We start from the raw sequence: 18,387 nt of genomic DNA on the forward strand, positions 1-18,387 counted from the left end.
TGCCATCAACTCGACGGCATACGCACAGTTCCAGGGGATATTTTCGCCGGGTAAGGTATCGGCCCGTGCCCTCTCCCGAGCGGCGCGGATCCGGCCACGAGGCCGGTCCACGGGTCGGAAATGTCCGGTCCACCTGCCGGGAAGCACCCGCTGTCCGTACGCTGCGATGTGCGTGAGAGGTGAGCAGCCCACACCTGCGCACCTGTCACGCCGGGCAGGGACGGCGGGCGGCCCGGCACAGTCCACGACGGAACAAGACTACGAGCGGAGCCCCGCCATCCCCACAGATGGCCGGCCCGCAGCCCTGGGGGCGGTGGCGTGACCGTGACAGAAATACAGCAGGACAACAGCAACACCAGCAGCGCGGTGAGCAGCCAGCGCAGAGTGCTGGTCGTGGAGGACGAGCCCACGATCGCCGAGTCGATCGCGGCCCGGCTGGGCGCGGAGGGCTTCAAGGTCGCCGTGGCCCACGACGGCCCGGGCGCCGTCGACGGCTTCCACACCTGGCAGCCCGACCTCGTGGTGCTCGACATCATGCTGCCCGGCTTCGACGGCCTGGAGGTGTGCCGCCGGATCCAGGCGCAGCGCCCGGTCCCGGTGCTGATGCTGACCGCCCGCGACGACGAGACGGACCTGCTGGTCGGCCTCGGGGTCGGCGCGGACGACTACATGACCAAGCCGTTCTCGATGCGCGAGCTGGCGGCCCGGGTGAACGTGCTGCTGCGCCGCGTCGAGCGCGCCCAGCAGGCGGCCAGGACGCCCACGCTCGGCTCGCTGCGCTTCGGCGAACTGGAGATCGACCACGTCCAGCGCCGGGTACGGCTCGCCTCCGGCGACGTCCACCTGACGCCGACCGAGTTCGATCTGCTGGCGTGCCTCGCCGCGCAGCCGCGGGCGGTGCTCACCCGTGAGCAGCTCCTGGCCGAGGTCTGGGACTGGACGGACGCCTCCGGCACCCGCACGGTCGACAGCCACGTGAAGGCGCTGCGCCGGAAGATCGGCGCGAGCTGGATCCGCACCGTGCACGGCGTCGGCTACGCACTGGAGGCACCGGTCGCCTAGCGGCCCGCAACGCACGACCGGCTGGGCCACCGGGGGGCCCATGCCGTCGCACCGCTCGCTCCGAGCACCGCTCGCCGGGCGCCGCTCATCCTGGGCACCACGCGCCCTGAACGCCACGCGTCCCGAGCACCGCTCGTCCCGAGCACCACGGGGGATCAGTCAGAGGACACATGACCTTTCCACAGCAGCGCAACGGGGACACCGAGGGCGCCCGCCCACCGAGCCTGGCCAGTCGGGCCGCGAGCCGCGTCTGGGCCGACATCCGGCCACTGGACCCGGTGCGGTCGATCAAGGGCAAGCTCGCCCTGCTGGTGATCGTCTCGGTCTTCCTGGCCACCGGCATGGTGGTCGTCGCGATCCGGTCGGAGACCCAGATCCGGATCATCATGATCTTCTCGATGATCGCCTCCCTGCTCTTCATGCAGTTCCTCGCCCACGGGCTGACCGCCCCGCTGCGCGACATGACCGCCGCCGCCCGCGCGATGGCCGGCGGCGACTACAGCCGCCGGGTCGAGGTCTCCTCCCGCGACGAGATCGGCGAGCTGGCCGCGACCTTCAACAAGATGGCCGCCGACCTGGAGGCCGCCGACCGTCACCGCCGTGAGCTGGTCGCCAACGTCTCGCACGAGCTGCGCACACCGATCGCCGCGCTGCGCGCCGTGCTGGAGAACGTGGTCGACGGCGTCGTCCAGCCCAATCCGGCCACCCTGGGTGCCGCGCTGGAGCAGACCGAGCGCCTGGGCCGGCTGGTCACGCACCTGCTCGACCTCTCCAAGCTGGACGGCGGCGTCGTGCCGCTGGACGCCCGCCCCTTCGAGGTACGGCCCTTCCTGGACGGCGTGCTGCGCGGTGTGACCGTGGACGGCGCGACGGCCGGCGGGGCGTTCTCCCGGCGCGGCGACGTCCGCCTGGCACTGGAGGTCAGCCCGGTCGGGCTGAGCGCCGTCGCCGACCCCGAGCGGTTGCACCAGGTGGTCGCCAACCTGGTCGACAACGCCTGCAAGCACTCCCCGCCCGGTGGCACCGTGACGGTCCGGGCCCGGCCCGGCACGGAGCCCGAGGGCCTGCTGTTGGAGGTCGAGGACCAGGGGCCCGGCATCCCGCTCCAGGACCGCGACCGGGTCTTCGAGCGGTTCAGCCGCAGCGGCACCGCGACCGCGCAGGGACCGGGCAGCGACGGCGGCACCGGCCTGGGGCTGGCGATCGCGCGCTGGGCGGTGGACCTGCACGGCGGGCAGATCGAGGTGGCCGAGGCCGCCCGGGGCTGCCGGATCGAGGTCCGGCTTCCCGGCCCGCGCTGAGCGGGCCCGGAGACCGGCCGGGCCGGGCGCGGATCACGCACCCGGCCATCCAATGTCACAAACGTGGGACAAAGGGCGGCGGACCCTGGAATCCTGACCCCAGGGCGACAAGGGTAGGCTTTGTCCTAGTTTGAAGGGGAAATAGCCTTGATCAGACTCGATCGCTTCCCCACCTGTGGAACTTTCTAACGTTCAATTTCGGCCAAACTGCAGGTCGGGACTGTGATCTGGACGACGCCTGGCCCCCGGGGACTGCGCGATCACTGGTCAGGGGCGTAGCCTTAATCCCCGCTGTCCAACCATCCCAAAAGGAAGCGGAAGAGGGCGGTTGCCGCCGTGTCGCCACAGTCCCCTGAAACCCCCAACAGCTCGGCCCCACGCACCAGGCCGGAGCCCACCGGCTTCGGACCCAATGAGTGGCTCGTCGACGAGATCTACCAGCAGTACCTCCAGGATCCCGACTCGGTCGACCGAGCCTGGTGGGACTTTTTCGCCGACTACAAGCCCGGTACCGAGGTGACTCCAGTGACCCAGGCCGCGACCCAGGTCGGCCCCACGCCGACCACCGTTGCCGCCCCTGCCCCTGCCGCCGCTGCGACGGCGGCCCCGGCCGCCGCTGCGCCCGCCGCACCCGCGGCCGCGCCGGCCGCCGCCGCACCGCTCGCCGCGGTGCCGGCCGCGCCCCCGGCCCCGAAGGCAGCGGCCCCCGCCGCCGCGCCCGCGGCTGCCGAGGCCGGCCCGGAGCTCGTCCCGCTGCGCGGCCCCTCCAAGGCCGTCGCCACCAACATGGACGCCTCGCTGGAGGTCCCCACCGCGACGTCCGTGCGGGCCGTGCCGGCCAAGCTGCTGATCGACAACCGCATTGTCATCAACAACCACCTGCAGCGCGCCCGCGGCGGCAAGGTCTCCTTCACCCACCTGATCGGGTACGCCCTGGTACAGGCCATCAAGGCCAGCCCGGGCATGAACCACAGCTACGTGGTCAAGGACGGCAAGTCCTTCCTGGTGAAGCCGGACCACGTCAACCTCGGTCTGGCGATCGACCTGGTGAAGCCCAACGGCGACCGCCAGCTCGTGGTCGCGGCCATCAAGAAGGCCGAGACGCTCGACTTCTTCGGCTTCTGGCAGGCCTACGAGGACATCGTCCGCCGGGCCCGCGCCAACAAGCTGACCATGGACGACTTCACCGGCGTCACGGTCTCGCTGACCAACCCCGGCGGCATCGGCACCGTGCACTCCGTGCCGCGCCTGATGCAGAACCAGGGCACCATCGTCGGCGTCGGCGCGATGGAGTACCCGGCCGAGTTCCAGGGCTCCGCCCCGGACACCCTGGCCAAGCTCGGCATCTCCAAGATCATGACGCTCACCTCGACCTACGACCACCGGGTCATCCAGGGCGCGGCGTCGGGCGAGTTCCTGCGCACCATCCACCAGCTGCTGCTGGGCGACCACGGGTTCTACGACGAGATCTTCGAGTCGCTGCGGATCCCGTACGAGCCGGTCCGCTGGGCCACCGACGTCGCCGCCACCCACGAGGACGAGGTCAACAAGACCGCCCGCGTGATGGAGCTCATCCACGCGTACCGCGTGCGCGGCCACCTGATGGCCGACACCGACCCGCTGGAGTACAAGCAGCGCAAGCACCCCGACCTGGACGTCGTCCAGCACGGGCTGACGCTGTGGGACCTGGAGCGCGAGTTCGCGGTCGGCGGCTTCGGCGGCCAGCGGATGATGAAGCTGCGCGACATCCTCGGGCTGCTGCGCAACACCTACTGCCGCACGGTCGGCATCGAGTACATGCACATCCAGGACCCCAAGCAGCGCAAGTGGCTGCAGGAGCGCCTGGAGAAGCCGTACACCAAGCCGGAGCGCGAGGAGCAGCTGCGCATCCTGCGCCGGCTGAACTCCGCCGAGGCCTTCGAGACCTTCCTGCAGACCAAGTACGTCGGCCAGAAGCGCTTCTCGCTGGAGGGCGGCGAGTCGCTCATCCCGCTGCTGGACGCGACGATCGACGCCGCCGCCGAGCACCGCCTGGACGAGGCCGTCATCGGCATGGCCCACCGCGGCCGCCTCAACGTGCTGGCCAACATCGTCGGCAAGCCGTACGGCAAGATCTTCGGCGAGTTCGAGGGCAACCTCGACCCGAAGTCGATGCACGGCTCGGGCGACGTCAAGTACCACCTCGGCTCCGAGGGCACCTTCACCGGCCTGGACGGCGAGACCATCAAGGTCTCGCTCGCCGCGAACCCCTCCCACCTGGAGACGGTCGACCCGGTCGTCGAGGGCATCGCCCGCGCCAAGCAGGACATCCTGGACCAGGGCGGCACCACCTTCCCGGTGCTGCCGATCCAGATCCACGGCGACGCGGCCTTCGCCGGCCAGGGCGTCGTCGCGGAGACCCTGAACATGTCGCAGCTGCGCGGCTACCGCACCGGCGGCACCGTGCACATCGTGGTGAACAACCAGGTCGGCTTCACCGCCGCCCCGGCGTCCTCGCGCTCCTCGATGTACTGCACCGACGTGGCCCGCATGATCGAGGCCCCGATCTTCCACGTGAACGGCGACGACCCGGAGGCCGTGGTCCGCGTCGCGCGGCTCGCCTTCGAGTTCCGCCAGGCGTTCCACAAGGACGTCGTGATCGACCTCATCTGCTACCGCCGCCGCGGTCACAACGAGGCCGACAACCCCTCGTTCACCCAGCCGCTGATGTACGACCTGATCGACAAGAAGCGCTCGGTGCGCAAGCTCTACACCGAGGGTCTGATCGGTCGCGGCGACATCACCATGGAAGAGGCGGAGCAGGCGCTCCAGGACTTCCAGGGCCAGCTGGAGAAGGTCTTCTCCGAGGTCCGCGACGCGGCCCAGACGCCGGCCACCGCGGCCGGCGGCAAGCCGCAGGCGGACTTCCCGGTCAACATCCAGACCGGCATCTCCCAGGAGATGGTCAAGCGGATCGCCGCCTCGCAGGTCAACCTGCCGGACTGGCTGACCGTCCACCCGCGTCTGCTGCCGCAGCTCCAGCGCCGCTCGGCCTCGGTCGAGGACAACACCATCGACTGGGCCATGGGCGAGACGCTCGCCATCGGCTCGCTGCTGATGGAGGGCCACCCCGTCCGGCTGGCCGGCCAGGACAGCCGCCGCGGCACCTTCGGCCAGCGCCACGCGGTGCTGATCGACCGGGTCACCGGCGAGGACTACACCCCGCTGCTGTACCTGACCGAGGACCAGGCCCGCTACACCGTCTACGACAGCCTGCTGTCGGAGTACGCGGCGATGGGCTTCGAGTACGGCTACTCGCTGACCCGGCCGAACGCGCTGGTCATGTGGGAGGCGCAGTTCGGTGACTTCGTCAACGGCGCGCAGACCGTCGTCGACGAGTACATCGCCTCCGCCGAGCAGAAGTGGGGCCAGCACTCCGGCGTCACCCTGCTGCTGCCGCACGGCTACGAGGGCCAGGGGCCGGACCACTCGTCCGCCCGCCCCGAGCGCTTCCTGCAGCTGTGCGCGCAGAACAACATGACGGTCGCGATGCCGACCCTGCCGTCGAACTACTTCCACCTGCTGCGCTGGCAGACGCACAACCCGCACCACAAGCCGCTGATCGTCTTCACCCCGAAGTCGATGCTGCGTCTGAAGGCCGCGGCGAGTGCCACGGAGGAGTTCACCTCCGGCTCGTTCCGCCCGGTCATCGGTGACACCACCGTCGACCCGGCGAACGTGCGCAAGGTGGTCATCACCGCCGGCAAGTTCTACTACGACGTGGCGGCGGCCCGCGCCGAGCGCGGTGTCACCGACACGGCGATCGTCCGGGTCGAGCGGCTCTACCCGCTGCCGGTGGCCGAGCTCCAGGAGGAGCTGGCCAAGTACGGCAACGACGTCCAGTTCGTCTGGGCGCAGGAGGAGCCGGCCAACCAGGGTGCCTGGCCGTTCATCGCGATGAACCTGGTCGACCACCTCCAGGTCGTCGTCGGCCGCGCCGGCGGCGAGTCCCGGCTGCGCCGGGTGGCCCGCACCGCGTCCTCCGCCCCGGCGGTCGGCTCGGCCAAGCGGCACGCCGCCGAGCAGCAGGCGCTGCTGGAGGAGATCTTCACCCTCTGACGTTCCGTCAGTCATCTCGGCCCCCGGCCCGGGTTCCGCTCAGCGGAGCCCGGGCCGGGGCGTTTCGTTTCGCCCCTCCCCCGCCCCCCGGCGCCCGCGTGCCCCAGGTGCCCCCAGGTGCTCCCGGGCGCTTCCGGGCGCTTCCGGGCGCACGGATCCGGCCGCGGCGGCCGGCAAGGTCGCAGCTCTGCAACCAAATGACCGGCGGCATGCGGCGACGCACGACGGATCGATAGGTTATGGGGCGTCACACCGCTGCTGACGTGCGCTCACCCGCTCGCCGGTGGCCGTACCTCACCACATCCAGGGGGAACACCCGCATGACCGCCGACACGCCCAGGGACTCCGCCTCCCCGCCGCTGCCTCCCGTATTCCAGCCCCTGCTGCCCGAGGATCCGCGCGAGGTGGGCGGGTACCGGCTGTTCGCCCGGCTGGGTGCGGGCGGGATGGGCCGGGTCTATCTCTCGTACACGCCGGGCGGGCGCCCGGTGGCGCTCAAGGTGGTGCGTCCGGAGTTCGCCGAGGACCCGGAGTTCCGGCGGCGCTTCGGCCAGGAGGTCAGGAACGCCCAGCGTATCCACGGGCTGTACACCGCGCAGGTGATCGACTCCGGGCTGGACGCGGACGCGCCCTGGCTGGTCACCGCGTACGTACCGGGCCCCTCCCTGCAGCAGGTGATCCGGGAGCACGGCGCGCTGCCGATCCGTACCGTGCTGCTGTTGATGGGCGGTATCGCCGAGGCGCTCCAGGCCATCCACAGCGTCGAGGTGGTGCACCGAGACCTCAAGCCCGCCAACGTCCTGGTGGCCGGCGACGGCCCGCGCGTGATCGACTTCGGCATCGCCAGGGCCGCCGACGCCACCGCCCTGACCGGCACCGGGTTCCGGATCGGCTCGCCCGCCTTCATGGCCCCCGAGCAGGCCCAGGGCCGGTCGGTCACCCCGGCCACCGACGTCTTCGCGCTCGGCGCGCTGGCGGCGTACGTCGCGGGCGGCGCCCCGCCGTTCGGTGAGGGGCCGGAGACGGCCGTGCTCTACCGGGTGGTGCACGAGCCGCCGGAGCTCGACGGTGTCCCGGCCGACCTGCGCGAACTGCTGCTGCGCTGCCTGGCCAAGTCCCCGGAGGACCGGCCCAAGCCCGCCGAGATCATCGAGATCGCCCGCAACCACCCCTCGGTCGGCGGCCAGCTGCGGTTCGGCGACGACTGGCTGCCGCGGCAGATCAACACCGAGATCACCCGCCGCTCGGACCTCCCCAAGACCCCGCCGACCCCGCTGCCGGTGCCCCCGGCCGGCCCGCCGACCACCCCGCCGGCACCGGCCGGCCCGCCGACCGCACCGGCCACCGCGCCGTCGTTCGCGGCCCCGCCGCAGCACCCCGGGCAGCCCCCGGCCGGTTTCGTCCCCCCGCCGCTCGGCGCGTACGGCGTGCCGCAGCCCGCCAACGAGGCCCCGACCGGCCCGGTGCTGTCGGCGCCGCCCACCGTGCAGCTGCGCCAGGACCCGCCGAACTTCGACACCCCGCCGCCCGGCCCGGTGGTCGCCACCGTGCCCGCCGCGGCGCCGGAGCCGAGGCGCAAGGGCGTCTCCTGGAAGGTACTGCTGACCGTCGCCCTGGTGATGGCGGTCGGCGGCACGGCCGGTGGCGTGGTGCTGGTCAAGAAGCTGGACGACAAGAAGGACAGCTCCTCCTCCGCCTCCGCGGGCACCCCGGCCGCCAACACGTCCAACCCCCAGGCCGCCCCCACCCAGAGCCAGGCCGCCGACGGCCCCGCACCGAGCAGCCCCTCCCCGAGCAGCAGTCCTTCGGCGAGCACCGGCAAGACCGGGTCCAGCCCGAAGGCCACCGCCTCGCACTCGCCGAGTGCGACCGCGAGCACGCCCCGGACCGCGGTCTACACCAAGGTCTACGCCGACGTGGAGCTCTTCGCCCCCAGCACCAGCTACAACTTCGACCTGATGGCCGGGAAGGTCGTGTCGAACTCGATCAACCCGCCGTGGTCGCTGAACCCCGGCTACAGCGGGTTCGACTGGGACGGCGCCTCGGACGCCTTCATCAGCCACGACACCACGCTCACCCCCGAGCAGTGCTCCGCGGCCATCGACACCGAGCCGGTGGCCGATCTGAAGTACGCCAACCTGCCGCCCGGCAAGCCGTTCTGCCTGCGCAACCGCGCCAACCTCGGAGTGCTGATCGGCAAGATCGTCGAGCGGGGCAACACCAGCACCGGCGAGGTGAAGGTCTCCCTGACCTACTACCGCAACGACGGCTGATCCTTCCGGTCTATCCTGACCTGGTCGAAATCCCTTCGGACCGGAGCGCACCGTGTACTTCACCGACCGCGGCATCGAGGAGCTGGAGAGCCGGCGCGGCGACGAGGAGGTCACCTTCGAGTGGCTGGCCGAGCGTCTGCGTGAGTTCGTCGACCTCAACCCGGACTTCGAGATCCCGGTCGAGCGGCTGGCCACCTGGCTGGCCAGGCTCGACGACGAGGACGACGAGTAGGCGACCGGGCCACAGCTGGGCCGCAGCCGAGCCGAAAGGTCCGGGAGGCAACCGCCTCCCGGACCTTTCGCGTACCCGGCGGCCGGTGCGGTACCCGACGCCGGTGCGTACCGGGCCCACGCGACCGCTTGACTTCCCCGGCACGCGATATATCGTGTTAATCGAGAGAACGCGATACATCGCGAATTCCAACGGGAGGCGGCACACCATGAGCCAGTGGACGATCAGCGGGCCCGACAGGATCACCATCGACGAACCGGTCAGCGCGCTGCACGTGCGAGTCGTCGCCGGCGCCGTGAACGTGGTCGCCGCCGAGGGCCCGGCCCGGCTGGAGGTCACCGAGCTGGAGGGCGAGCCGCTGCACGTGACCCTGGTGGACGGCGTTCTGACGGTCACCTACAAGGACTTCAGCTGGGGCGAGTTCACCGAGTCGGTGAAGTCCGTGGAGTCGGTCAAGTCGCTCTTCTCCTCGCTGCGGCGCAAGCACCGCGCGGTGGTCTCGCTGGCCGTCCCGGCCGGCTCCGAGGTCAAGGTCGGCACCGTCTCGGCGGGCACCACCATCTCCGGGATCGCCGGTCCCGTCTCCGTGCACGGCGCGAGCGGCGGGGCGACCCTGGTCGGCCTCTCCGGCCGGATCGAGGCCCACACCGTCTCCGGCGACATCGACGCCCAGTCCGTCTCCGGCGAACTGCGGGTCAAGACCGTCTCCGGGCCGCTCACCGTCGTCGCCGGCACCGCCGACAAGGTGCAGGCCCACACCGTCAGCGGGGCCATCACCCTGGACCTCGACGTCGAGACCCCGACGGACATCAAGGTCAACACCGTCAGCGGCGCGGTCGGCATCCGGCTGCCCTCCCTCGCCGACGCCAAGGTCGAGGCGGGTACCAACAGCGGCGACGTGTCCAGCACCTTCGAGGAGCTCGCGGTCGGCGGCAGCTGGGGATCCAAGCGGCTCTCCGGCCAGCTCGGCTCCGGCAAGGGCAGCCTGGTCGTCACCACCGTCTCCGGCGCCATCACGGTGCTGCGCCGCCCGGACACCGACGAGGACGGCCCGGCCGTCGTCAAGGAGCTCCCGGCCGGCCCCGACCTCACCAAGGAGGCCTGACATGAGCCCCGTCTTCGGTCACGGCCGGCTGCGCCTCTACCTGCTGAAGCTGCTGGACGAGGCACCCCGGCACGGCTACGAGGTGATCCGCCTGCTGGAGGAGCGCTTCGAGGGCCTGTACGCGCCGTCCGCCGGCACCGTGTACCCGCGGCTCGCCAAGCTGGAGAAGGAGGGCCTGGTCACGCACAGCACCGAGGGCGGGCGCAAGATCTACCGGCTCACCGACGCCGGGCGCACCGAACTGGCCGAGCGTCAGGGTGAGATCGCCGAGCTGGAGGTGGAGATCCGGGACTCGGTGGCCCAGCTGGCCGGGGCGATCCGCGAGGACGTCCGGGACAGCGCCAAGGACCTGCGCGAGGAGCTCTGGGGCGCGGCCAGGCAGGCCCCGCGGGCCGAGCCCGCCGGCGGCGGGGATCCCTGGGCCGGGCCGTGGGGCGACAAGGACGCCTGGCAGCGGGCCAAGGAGGAGTTCGCCCAGTTCAAGGCGCAGGCCAAGGAGCAGGCCAAGCGGGCCAAGGAGCAAGAGAAGGCCGCCAAGGCCAAGGCGAAGGCCGCCGAGGAGGAGGCCCGCCGGCTGCGCGAGCAGTCCCGGGCGGCGCGTACCGCGGCGCAGGCCGAGGCGCTGCGGATCAAGCGCCGGGTGGAGCAGCAGGTACGCGAGCACGCCGCGAAGGGCGACTGGCCGACGGGTCTGGCCGAGGGCCTGTCGGAGCTGACCAAGGGGCTGTCGGGCCTCGCGGACGCCGCCAGGTGGGGCCACCACCCGCAGGCTCCGGCCGAGCCGGGTGCGGCCCCGGCCGGATCCGCCGCCGCGGGCGAGGAGATCACGGTCACCCGGATCGACCTGGACAAGGACGAGAGTCCGGCGCCCGCCGACCTTCCGGCGTGGACGGCCACCGACCCCGCGGGCGACCCGGCCCGCGAGCTGGAGCGGCTGCTGGACCGCTTCCGCGACCAGGTCAGGGACGCGGCCCGGGACGGCGGCGTGACGGCCGCTCAGCTGGCGCAGTCCCGGTCGGTGCTGGGCACCGCCGCCGAGCGGCTGCGCGGCCTGCTGGGCTAGCCGCCCGGCCGGGCGCACTTCCGGGCCCGTCGCTCCCCTCGGGGCGGCGGGCCCGGAAGTGTGTCCCGGGGATTCCGGAGGTCAGGAGGTCCGGAGGTCCGGAGGTCAGGGAGCCACGGGGTCACGGGGTCACGGGGTCACGGGGTCAGGACGATCTTCCCGAAGACGTCGCCCTTGGCCAGCCGTGCGAAGCCCTCCCTCGCCTCGGTCAGCGGCAGCACGGAGTCGATCACCGGCCGGATGCCGCTGTTGGCGCAGAGCGCGAGCAGCCCGGCCAGCTCGTCCTTGCTGCCCATGGTCGAGCCGACCACCTTGAGCTCCAGGAAGAAGATCCGGTTGAGCTCGGTGGCGCTCGGGTTGGCACCCGAGGTGGCGCCGGAGATGACGATCGTCCCGCCGGGGCGCAGCGACTTGACGGAGTGGGACCAGGTGGCGGCGCCGACGGTCTCCATCACCGCGTCCACCCGTTCGGGCAGCCGGGCGCCGCTCTCGAAGGCCGCGTCGGCGCCGAGCTCGACGGCCCGGGCCCGCTTGACCTCGTCCCGGCCGGTGACCCACACCCGCAGCCCGGCGGCCTTGGCGAGCACCACCAGCGCGGTCGACACCCCGCCGCCGGCGCCCTGCACCAGCACGGTGTCACCCGGGCGCACCCCGGCGTTGGTGAAGAGCATCCGGTACGCCGTCAGCCAGGCGGTGGGCAGGCAGGCGGCCTCGGCGAAGGAGAGTTCGGCGGGCTTGGGCAGCAGGTTCCAGGTCGGCACGGCGACGCGCTCGGCGAAGGTGCCCTGGTAACGCTCGGTCAGGATGGAGCGCGGCTCGTCGGGGCCCACGCCGTGCCCGCTCTGGCCGATCACCGAGTGGATGACCACCTCGTTGCCGTGCTCGTCGATGCCGGCGGCGTCGCAGCCGAGGATCATCGGCAGCCGCTCCGCGGGCAGCCCGACGCCGCGCAGGGACCACAGGTCGTGGTGGTTGAGGCTGGCGGCCCGGACGGTGACCACGCTCCAGCCGGGGCGGGCCTGCGGCTCGGGGAGCTCGCCCAGCTCCAGCGCGCTCAGCGGGTCGGTGGCGTCGATGCGGGCGGCATAGGCAGCAAACATGGTCCGGACGATAGCGGCGCGGGCCGCGGCCCGGAACCACGCGGCGGTGTGACCTCCACCGCGTGTCCGGGCCACGGCCCGCCTGCCCGCACGCGTGCGACCGCGTACGAACGCGGGTACTACCGCCGGGCGACGCCCTCGGCGCGGGCGGCCTCGGCGACGGCCTTGGTCACGGCCGGGGCGACGCGCTCGTCGAACGGCGAGGGGATGACCTTCTGCGCCGTCAGCTCGTCGGCGACGACGCCGGCCAGCGCCTGGGCGGCGGCCAGCTTCATGCCCTCGGTGATCCGGGTGGCCCGGACCTGGAGCGCGCCGGCGAAGATGCCGGGGAACGCCAGCACGTTGTTGATCTGGTTCGGGAAGTCGCTGCGCCCGGTGGCGACCACGGCGGCGTACTTGTGCGCGACCTCGGGGTGGATCTCCGGGTTGGGGTTGGCCATCGCGAAGATGAAGCAGCCCTCGGCCATGGTGGCGACGGCCTCCTCGGGCACGGTGCCGCCCGAGACGCCGATGAAGACGTCGGCGCCGTTCAGGGCGTCGGCCAGCGAGCCCTTGAGGCCGGCCCGGTTGGTGATCGCGGCGATCTCGGCCTTGACGTCGGTGAGGTCGCCCCGGCCCTCGTACACCACGCCGCGGCGGTCGCAGACGGCCACGTCGCCGATGCCGGCGGCGACCAGCATCTTGGCGATGGCGATGCCGGCGGCGCCGGCGCCGGAGATGACGGCGCGCAGGTCGCCGATCTCCCGGCCGGTGACCTTGGCGGCGTTCCACAGCGCGGCGGTGGAGACGATCGCGGTGCCGTGCTGGTCGTCGTGGAAGATCGGGATGTCCAGGGCGTCCTGGAGCCGGCGCTCGATCTCGAAGCAGCGCGGGGCGGAGATGTCCTCCAGGTTGACGCCGCCGAAGGAGGGCGCCATCCGGACCACGGTCTCGACGATCTCGTCCACGTCGGTGCAGGCCAGCGCGATCGGCACGGCGTCGACGCCGCCGAACTGCTTGAACAGGATCGCCTTGCCCTCCATCACGGGCAGCGAGGCCTCCGGGCCGATGTCGCCGAGGCCCAGCACCGCGGTGCCGTCGGTGACGACCGCCACCACGTTGGACTTCCAGGTGTAGTCGTTCACCAGCTCGGGCTGCTCGGCGATCGCGGTGCAGACCCGGGCCACGCCGGGCGTGTAGGCGAGGGACAGGTCGTCCGCGTCGCGGACCGGCACCGTGGCCCGGACCTCCATCTTGCCGCCGCGGTGGAGCGCGAACACGGCGTCGACGGGGTCGTCGGTGTCCTGGGTGTTGGTCTGGATGATCTCCGCTGCCACGATGACCTCTTCGTCATGATCAGCGAGAGCGCGCGGCCGACGGGCGGACGACCCCGCCGGGGATGCAGAAGCCGGGTACGCGCGAGCGGACCCGGGGCGGGATCGGGGCGCTGCCGTCGGGCGGCGCCCTCGGGGTGAGGGTAGTTGAGTTCTGTCTGCGCTGTGCTTCCGGGCCGAGCGTAGGTCGGACGAAGGCATCGCACCTATGCCTTTTTGTCCTCGTCGCGCACTCTTCATCCCTTTGTCGGCCACTTGACGAAAGCTCCAGGTTTTGGAAACACCCAGGTCCGGCGCCGGCGAGGGGATGCGAGCACACGTACTCGCAGGAGTGAACGCAGACCCGAAGGGGAGCTGGTGCTTCGGCTACGGAGTCGGCGTTCGGACTTCCGGTCCATACGCACCCCGGGTCCGACCCCTGCGCACGGTGGAAGGGGGGATCCGGCGGTCTGTGTTCGGCATCGGGGGTCACCCGCTACCAGATTCTGACACACCCGCCGCCCGGCCCATCAGAGCGGGATGGGAGGATCCAACTTCGCCACCGCCCACCCAACCACGCGTCGGCCAGGTGGCACGACCTCTCCCACAGGAGGAGCACCACCATGCACCGCCGTACCACCCCGCAGGCCTCCGGGCACCGTCGCGGGCACCGCAGCATGCCCACCGTCGCCGCACTCACCACCGCAACCGCCCTGCTCCTGAGCGCCTGCGGCGGCAACGGCGGCGAGGCCAAGAAGGACCCGGCCGAGGAGGTCCGCGGCAAGGTGCCGCAGGCCATGCGCGCCGCCGGAGTACTGAAGATCGGCTCGGACCTCAACTACGCGCCCGTGGAGTTCCGCGGCTCCGACGGCAAGCCGCAGGGCCTGGACCCGGACATCGCCGAGGCGCTCGGCAAGGTCCTGAACCTGCGCATCGAGATCGTCGACACGCCCTTCGACAAGCTGCTCCCGAGCCTGGAGAACAAGCAGTTCGACGTCGCGATGTCGGCCATCAGCGACACCCGCCAGCGCCGCGAGGGCACCGACGACAAGGGCAAGCCGGTCACCAAGGGCGTCGACTTCGTGGACTACTTCATCGCCGGCACCTCGATGCTGGTGCAGAAGGGCAACCCCAAGAACATCAGGACCCTGGACGACCTCTGCGGGATGACCGTCTCGCTCCAGCAGGGCACCACCCAGGACGAGATCATCGACCGCCAGGTCGGCGCCTGCACCCGGCTCGGCAAGCCGCTCCAGGTGCACAAGTTCGACAGCGACGGCAAGGCGATGGCCGATGTCGTCTCCGGCGCCGCCGTGGCCGTGTTCAACGACTTCCCGGTGGCCGCGTACGCCGCCAAGACCGTCGAGAACGGCAACCGGTTCCAGGTGACCGGCTCGCAGTCGGCGTCCAGCCCGTACGGGATCGCCGTCTCCAAGACCAACACCGAGGTCCGGGACATGATGGCCAAGGCCGTCGACCAGCTCATCCGCAGCGGCGAGTACGACAAGATCCTGGCCAAGTGGAACGTCAGCGCCGGCGCGGCCCAGGCGGCGGTGATCAACGGGGGCATCTGAGGCATCCGCGCGGGCATGCCTCCGGGCGCGACGGCAGAGGGTCTGCATACTTATACAAAGGGTGACAGGGGAACGGAATTCGTCCGAATAGCGGATAGCTAGGCCCCCCGTTATCCGATTTTGATCTGGATAGGGGCCATCCGACCGTCATCAGATGGCAGGATTCCCCCCAACTCGGAACGACTCGGCCACCGGTCGGTGCGGTCCGGTCCAGGCCCACCTCGGCGGAGGGTGGAGGACGCACTACCAGGCACCACCCCCTGCACCTGCAGACCCCTGCACGACCCGCTCGGCCCGTACGACACAGCCCGTACAGCGCTGTACGGGCTGCCGGACCCGGTGCGCCGCTCCCCCGGCGGCGTGCTCCGCCCGATGCTCTCCCTCCAGGAGGAGAACCCCCTCATGACGTCTCGCACCCCGCGCACCCGCCTCCTCGCAGCCTGTGCCGTCCTCGCGACCGCTTCCCTGGCCCTGACCGCGTGCGGCAGCAGCGGCGGCTCCACCTCCAGCAGCGCCCCGAACCCGAGCACCTCGGTGGCCTCGGTCAAGGCCGACGAGAAGCTCACCTCGCTCGTACCGGCCGACGTGAAGTCGAGCGGCAAGGTGATCATCGGCTCTGACGCCTCGTACGCGCCCAACGAGTTCCAGGACGACAAGGGCAACATCGTCGGCATGGACGTCGACCTGGCCAACGCCGTCGCGGCCAAGCTCGGCCTCAAGGCCGAGGTCCAGAACGCCGGCTTCACCGCGATCATCCCCGGCATCGGCGCCAACAAGTACCAGCTCGGCATGAGCTCCTTCACGGACACCAAGGAGCGCGAGCAGCAGGTCGACATGGTCACCTACTTCATCGCGGGCACCGGTGCCGCCGTCAAGAAGGGCAACCCGGACAAGATCTCCGCGGACGACCTGTGCGGCAAGAAGGTCGCCGTGCAGACCGGCACCACCCAGGCCACCCAGATCACCGAGGTGATCAACCCGGCCTGCGCCAAGGCCGGCAAGCCGCCCGTCCCCAACGACGGCGACAAGTTCGACCTCCAGACGGACGTCACCAACGCCGTGGTCTCCGGCCGCGACCAGGTGATGCTGGCCGACTCCCCGGTCATCGACTACGCGCTGAAGCAGACCGGCGGCCAGCTGGAGAAGCTCGGCGCCACCACCGACTCGGCCCCGTACGGCATCGCGCTGGCCAAGGGCTCGGCGCTCACCCCGGCGGTCCAGGGCGCGGTGCAGTCGCTGATGGACGACGGCACCTACAAGCAGATCCTGCAGAAGTGGGGTGTCGAGGCGGGCGCGATCGACAAGGCGCAGCTCAACGGCGCCACCAGCTGATCCTCGCCCTCGTCCTGCAGCGACCCCGTTCTGAGGCCACAAAGTGAACTCTCTCCACAAGGGGCCGGCGACCACGGGACGGCCTGAAGCCATCAAGGCCGTCCCGGTCCGCCACCCCGGACGCTGGGTCGGAGCCGCCGTCATCGGCGTGCTCGCGGCCATGCTGATCCACGCCGTCTTCACCAATCCCGCCTTCAAGTGGGACGTCGTCGGCCAATACCTCTTCGACGACCGCATCACCCACGGTCTGGTGGTCACGCTCGAGCTGACCGCGCTGGCCATGGTCATGGGTGTGGCCGGCGGCATCCTGCTCGCGGTGATGCGGCTGTCCCCCAACCCGCTGCTCTCCGGCACCGCCTGGGTCTACATCTGGGTCTTCCGCGGTACGCCGGTCCTGGTGCAGCTGGTGTTCTGGAACTTCCTCGGCGTGCTCTGGGCCAAGCTCTCGATCGGCATCCCGTTCGGCCCGGAGTTCTGGTCCGAGCAGACCAACGTCCTGATCCCCACCTTCGTGGCGGCGCTGCTGGGCCTGGGCCTCAACGAGGCCGCCTACATGGCGGAGATCGTCCGCGGCGGCATCCAGTCGGTGGACGAGGGCCAGCAGGAGGCCTCGCACGCGCTGGGCATGAGCCGGTTCGCGACCATGCGGCGGATCATCCTGCCGCAGGCGATGCGGGTGATCATCCCGCCGACCGGCAACGAGACCATCTCGATGCTCAAGACCACCTCGCTGGTCAGCGTCATCGCCCTGGAGGAACTCTTCCGGGCCGGGCAGAACATCTACTCCCGCAACTTCCAGAGCATCCCGCTGCTGATCGTGGTGAGCCTCTGGTACCTGTTCCTGACCTCGATCCTCACCATCGGCCAGTACTACGTCGAGCGGTACTACGCCCGCGGCTCCAACCGCGCCCTGCCGCCCACCCCGCTGCAGCGGATCCGAGGCCTCTTCCGGGGCAACCCCACTCCGCCGGCCGCGCCCGTCGTCATCCCCGGTGCGCCCAATACTGGAGACACGGGAGGCACCCACTCATGAGCGATCTGACCAAGACCCCGGCCGACCAGACCCCCACCGGCGAACACCCGATGGTCAAGGCCGAGGGCGTCCACAAGTCCTTCGGCCTGCTCCAGGTGCTCAAGGGCATCGACCTGGAGGTCAAGCAGGGCGAGGTGTTCTGCCTGATCGGCCCGTCCGGCTCCGGCAAGTCGACCTTCCTGCGCTGCATCAACCACCTGGAGAAGATCAACGCCGGCCGCCTGTGGGTCGACGGCGAGCTGGTCGGCTACCGCCAGAAGGGCGACCGGCTCTACGAGCTCAAGGACCGCGAGGTCGCGCTCAAGCGCCGCGACATCGGCATGGTGTTCCAGCGCTTCAACCTCTTCCCGCACATGACCGCACTGGAGAACGTGGTCGAGGCCCCGGTGCAGGTCAAGGGCGAGAGCAAGGGCGACGCCCGGGAGCGGGCGATGGCCCTGCTGGAGCGCGTCGGGCTGGCCGACAAGGCCAAGAACTACCCCTCACAGCTCTCCGGCGGCCAGCAGCAGCGCGTGGCGATCGCCCGGGCACTGGCCATGAAGCCCAAGCTGATGCTCTTCGACGAGCCCACCTCGGCGCTGGACCCCGAGCTGGTCGGCGACGTGCTGGACGTCATGCGCGGCCTGGCCGAGGACGGCATGACGATGGTCGTGGTCACCCACGAGATGGGCTTCGCCCGCGAGGTCGGCGACGCGCTGGTGTTCATGGACGGCGGCGTGGTCGTCGAGTCCGGCAACCCGCGCGAGGTGCTCACCAACCCGCAGCACGAACGCACCAGGGCGTTCCTCTCCAAGGTGCTCTGAGGCACGGCAAGGTGCTCTGAGGCACGGCAGGACCCGCGCGGGCTCCCGGCACACCGACCCGGTGTGTGCCGGGAGCCCGCGCGTGTGCGCCCAGGCGGGCCCACCCGGCCGACCGCAGC

At 71.1% G+C, this 18,387-nt stretch carries 13 protein-coding genes; 11 read left to right on the forward strand and 2 right to left on the reverse strand.

What is annotated here, in order from left to right:
* Positions 1–324: 324 nt before the first annotated feature.
* The 7 genes from ACIBH3_RS00500 (at position 325) to ACIBH3_RS00530 (ending at position 11,134) form a co-directional block, all read left to right on the forward strand.
* Positions 325–1,062 carry a response regulator transcription factor gene (locus tag ACIBH3_RS00500; RefSeq protein WP_396309608.1) on the forward strand — a complete coding sequence of 246 codons (738 nt, stop codon included), beginning with the start codon at positions 325–327 and terminating at the stop codon, positions 1,060–1,062.
* Between the two features lie 170 nt (positions 1,063–1,232).
* Positions 1,233–2,363 carry a sensor histidine kinase gene (locus ACIBH3_RS00505; protein ID WP_396309609.1) on the forward strand — a complete coding sequence of 377 codons (1,131 nt, stop codon included), beginning with the start codon at positions 1,233–1,235 and terminating at the stop codon, positions 2,361–2,363.
* A gap of 336 nt (positions 2,364–2,699) precedes the next feature.
* Positions 2,700–6,461: a multifunctional oxoglutarate decarboxylase/oxoglutarate dehydrogenase thiamine pyrophosphate-binding subunit/dihydrolipoyllysine-residue succinyltransferase subunit gene (locus ACIBH3_RS00510; protein ID WP_396309610.1), complete on the forward strand. Its 3,762-nt coding sequence runs from the start codon at positions 2,700–2,702 to the stop codon at positions 6,459–6,461.
* Between the two features lie 320 nt (positions 6,462–6,781).
* The gene (locus tag ACIBH3_RS00515) at positions 6,782–8,734 is read left to right on the forward strand and encodes a serine/threonine-protein kinase (RefSeq protein ID WP_396309611.1); all 1,953 of its coding nucleotides are present in this window, start codon (positions 6,782–6,784) and stop codon (positions 8,732–8,734) included.
* Positions 8,735–8,786: 52 nt separating this feature from the next.
* Positions 8,787–8,966 (forward strand): DUF6104 family protein, encoded by a 180-nt coding sequence (locus ACIBH3_RS00520; protein WP_030235677.1) that lies wholly within the window; start codon positions 8,787–8,789, stop codon positions 8,964–8,966.
* Between the two features lie 208 nt (positions 8,967–9,174).
* Entirely contained in the window at positions 9,175–10,071 is an 897-nt protein-coding gene (locus ACIBH3_RS00525) for a DUF4097 family beta strand repeat-containing protein (protein WP_396309612.1), read from the forward strand.
* A 1-nt stretch (position 10,072) separates the two neighbouring features.
* Positions 10,073–11,134 (forward strand): PadR family transcriptional regulator, encoded by a 1,062-nt coding sequence (locus ACIBH3_RS00530; protein WP_396309613.1) that lies wholly within the window; start codon positions 10,073–10,075, stop codon positions 11,132–11,134.
* Between the two features lie 137 nt (positions 11,135–11,271).
* Here ACIBH3_RS00530 and ACIBH3_RS00535 read toward each other — a convergent pair whose 3' ends face one another.
* On the reverse strand, positions 11,272–12,234 hold the full coding sequence (locus ACIBH3_RS00535; protein ID WP_396309614.1) for a zinc-binding dehydrogenase: 963 nt from the start codon (positions 12,232–12,234) through the stop codon (positions 11,272–11,274).
* 119 nt (positions 12,235–12,353) lie between these two features.
* Positions 12,354–13,550 carry an NADP-dependent malic enzyme gene (locus ACIBH3_RS00540; protein WP_396309615.1) on the reverse strand — a complete coding sequence of 399 codons (1,197 nt, stop codon included), beginning with the start codon at positions 13,548–13,550 and terminating at the stop codon, positions 12,354–12,356.
* Positions 13,551–14,149: 599 nt separating this feature from the next.
* Here ACIBH3_RS00540 and ACIBH3_RS00545 point away from each other — a divergent pair.
* The 4 genes from ACIBH3_RS00545 (at position 14,150) to ACIBH3_RS00560 (ending at position 18,268) form a co-directional block, all read left to right on the forward strand.
* On the forward strand, positions 14,150–15,100 hold the full coding sequence (locus ACIBH3_RS00545; protein WP_396309616.1) for an ABC transporter substrate-binding protein: 951 nt from the start codon (positions 14,150–14,152) through the stop codon (positions 15,098–15,100).
* 402 nt (positions 15,101–15,502) lie between these two features.
* Positions 15,503–16,432, forward strand: coding sequence for an ABC transporter substrate-binding protein (locus tag ACIBH3_RS00550; RefSeq protein ID WP_396309617.1), 930 nt, complete (start codon positions 15,503–15,505; stop codon positions 16,430–16,432).
* A gap of 43 nt (positions 16,433–16,475) precedes the next feature.
* Entirely contained in the window at positions 16,476–17,465 is a 990-nt protein-coding gene (locus ACIBH3_RS00555) for an amino acid ABC transporter permease (RefSeq protein ID WP_396309618.1), read from the forward strand.
* Entirely contained in the window at positions 17,462–18,268 is an 807-nt protein-coding gene (locus ACIBH3_RS00560) for an amino acid ABC transporter ATP-binding protein (protein WP_396309619.1), read from the forward strand. The genes ACIBH3_RS00555 and ACIBH3_RS00560 overlap by 4 nt, the downstream gene beginning before the upstream one ends.
* Positions 18,269–18,387 lie beyond the last annotated feature (119 nt).

The organism is Kitasatospora sp. NPDC050543, from assembly GCF_044457565.1.
In the GTDB taxonomy this organism is placed as follows: Bacteria; Actinomycetota; Actinomycetes; order Streptomycetales; family Streptomycetaceae; genus Kitasatospora.

Bases quoted from the DNA above. Each gene is read 5' to 3' on its own strand.
- ACIBH3_RS00505 (WP_396309609.1), top strand. From the start codon at position 1,233: ATGACCTTTCCACAGCAGCGCAACGGGGACACCGAGGGCGCCCGCCCA.
- ACIBH3_RS00515 (WP_396309611.1), top strand. From the start codon at position 6,782: ATGACCGCCGACACGCCCAGGGACTCCGCCTCCCCGCCGCTGCCTCCC.
- ACIBH3_RS00525 (WP_396309612.1), top strand. From the start codon at position 9,175: ATGAGCCAGTGGACGATCAGCGGGCCCGACAGGATCACCATCGACGAA.
- ACIBH3_RS00530 (WP_396309613.1), top strand. From the start codon at position 10,073: ATGAGCCCCGTCTTCGGTCACGGCCGGCTGCGCCTCTACCTGCTGAAG.
- ACIBH3_RS00535 (WP_396309614.1), bottom strand. From the start codon at position 12,234: ATGTTTGCTGCCTATGCCGCCCGCATCGACGCCACCGACCCGCTGAGC.
- ACIBH3_RS00545 (WP_396309616.1), top strand. From the start codon at position 14,150: ATGCACCGCCGTACCACCCCGCAGGCCTCCGGGCACCGTCGCGGGCAC.
- ACIBH3_RS00550 (WP_396309617.1), top strand. From the start codon at position 15,503: ATGACGTCTCGCACCCCGCGCACCCGCCTCCTCGCAGCCTGTGCCGTC.
- ACIBH3_RS00560 (WP_396309619.1), top strand. From the start codon at position 17,462: ATGAGCGATCTGACCAAGACCCCGGCCGACCAGACCCCCACCGGCGAA.